Raw genomic sequence first — 2,185 nt, 5'->3', positions numbered from 1 at the left:
CGGCGTCGTCGAGGTACTCGGTGACATCGCGGCGCGGATCGACCACCACCGCCCGGCCGGTGCTCTCGTCACCGATCAGGTACGACGCGTGCGACAGGCACTCGATGTAGTACTGCTCGAGAATCATTCGGTTCTCCCTCTCCTCGGCCACGAAGACCGGTGGCGTTCTGCGTTGAACCCATCCTGACACATACCCCCCAGGGTATGTCAAGTACCCCCAGGGGTATATGGGCGATGCGTGCCGCTCCGTCGCCTCGGCCACGGCGCCGCGCCTTGCATATACCCCCTCCCGTATGCTTATCATTGCAACGGCCATACCCCCCGGGGTTTATGCGCGAAGACCGATCGCACACCCCGCGATCACGACCACCGATCCGAAAGGCCCCCATGACCGAGCCGAGTCCCGCCACCCTCGATCCCACCGCCCTGCGCGAGCTCCTCGACTCCGGCAAGAACGTCCGCGTCGTGGACGTCCGCACACCCGGCGAGTTCGAGTCCGTGCACATCCCCGGCGCCTACAACGTCCCCCTGGACCTGCTGCGCGAGCACCGCGACGAGTTCCTCGCCCACCTCGACGAGAACGTCGTCCTCGTGTGCCGGTCGGGCCAGCGCGCCACCCAGGCCGAGGAGACTCTCCGCACTGCCGGACTGTTCAACGTGCACATCCTCGAGGGCGGCATGATGGGCTGGGAAGCCAAGGGCTTCTCCGTCAACCGCGGCACCGAGCGCTGGGACCTCGAACGCCAGGTCCGCCTCGTCGCCGGCTCCATCGTGCTGACCTCCGTCCTCGGCAGCATCGCGGTACCCAAGCTCAAGTGGCTCGCCGCAGGTGTCGGCGGCGGTCTCAGCTTCGCCGCGCTCTCCAACACCTGCGCGATGGGCATGGTGCTCTCCAAGCTGCCCTACAACCGCGGCGCCTCGTGTGATCCGCAGACCATCGTCGCCCAGCTGGTCGATTCGAAGACCGCTACGGCCGAAAGGAACTGATCATGATCGCGCTGACCGTTGCGCTGGCGGTCCTCGTCGGCGTCACCCTCGGATTGCTCGGCGGCGGAGGTTCGATCCTCACCGTCCCGTTGCTGGCGTACGTCGCGGGCATGGATGCCAAGGAAGCCATCGCTACCTCGCTGCTCGTCGTCGGTGTCACCAGCGCGGTCGGCGCGATCTCCCACGCGCGGGCAGGCCGCGTCCAGTGGCGCACCGGCATCCTGTTCGGCCTGGCCGGCATGGTCGGCGCCTACGCCGGCGGCCTGCTCTCGCGCTTCATCCCCGGCAGCATCCTGCTGCTCGCCTTCGCCGCGATGATGATCGCCACCGCCATCGCCATGCTCCGCGGCCGCAAGAACAAGACCCCGGGCCCGGACGGCACCCACTCCATACCGGTCGGCAAGATCCTGCTCGACGGCGTGATCGTCGGCCTGGTCACCGGCCTCGTCGGTGCCGGCGGCGGCTTCCTGGTCGTGCCCGCCCTGGCCCTGCTCGGCGGGCTGCCCATGCCCGTCGCCGTCGGCACCTCCCTGATCGTGATCGCCATGAAGTCGTTCGCCGGCCTCGGCGGCTACCTGTCCACGGTCCAGATCGACTGGCGCCTGGCGGCAATGGTCACCGGCGCCGCCGTCGTCGGCAGCCTCATCGGCGGACGCCTGACCGGCATGGTCGACCCGGAAGCGCTGCGCAAGGGCTTCGGCTGGTTCGTCCTGATCATGTCCTCGGTCATCCTCGCCCAGGAGATCCACCCCCTCGTCGGCATCGCCGCGGCGGTACTCACCCTCATCGCCGCCGGCACCACCTTCGCCTGCAGTCGCAGCGCACACTGCCCCCTGCAGCGGCTCGGACGACGGACGGAAGCCGCCGGCTCGGTCGCCTGACGGCCTCACAACCCGGACGAAAGTCACTATCGGTACCACGGTCCGGCGCCTAGAGTTCGGAGTATCCGCTCCGGATTCCCGCGCCGGGCCGTGATGCCGTCCCGGTTCGAGGTGCGGCCGGAGCGAAACCCGACTGTCCCGGCGGCCCGTGTGAGAAGTTACCGAGATGAGCAACGCAGCCGACCGCCACGGGAGCGTAACGAAATAACTTGTGCTTTCGTATTGCAGCAGTCGATGATGTGTTATGGGTATCGACGCGCAGGTGCGCGGCCAGTTGACCTGCAGGTTCGACGTGCTGCTGCCGCACCTGAACGAAC

General features: G+C 67.9%; 2 protein-coding genes. Both read left to right on the top strand.

The window, feature by feature from the left end:
- The first annotated feature begins 387 nt into the window (after window positions 1-387).
- The gene (locus G6038_RS30585) at window positions 388-987 is read left to right on the top strand and encodes a rhodanese-like domain-containing protein (protein WP_165042649.1); all 600 of its coding nucleotides are present in this window, start codon (window positions 388-390) and stop codon (window positions 985-987) included.
- A gap of 2 nt (window positions 988-989) precedes the next feature.
- The gene (locus tag G6038_RS30580; protein WP_165042647.1) at window positions 990-1,868 is read left to right on the top strand and encodes a sulfite exporter TauE/SafE family protein; all 879 of its coding nucleotides are present in this window, start codon (window positions 990-992) and stop codon (window positions 1,866-1,868) included.
- Window positions 1,869-2,185: the final 317 nt, after the last annotated feature.

The sequence above is a fragment of the Rhodococcus sp. 14C212 genome (assembly GCF_011058195.1).
In the GTDB taxonomy this organism is placed as follows: Bacteria; Actinomycetota; Actinomycetes; order Mycobacteriales; family Mycobacteriaceae; genus Rhodococcus; species Rhodococcus aetherivorans.
Note: the sequence above shows the minus strand (reverse complement) of the source record. Positions and strands in the feature narration are given on the sequence as shown.

Coding starts and splice junctions, on each gene's coding strand:
- G6038_RS30585 (WP_165042649.1), top strand. CDS start 388: ATGACCGAGCCGAGTCCCGCCACCCTCGATCCCACCGCCCTGCGCGAG.
- G6038_RS30580 (WP_165042647.1), top strand. CDS start 990: ATGATCGCGCTGACCGTTGCGCTGGCGGTCCTCGTCGGCGTCACCCTC.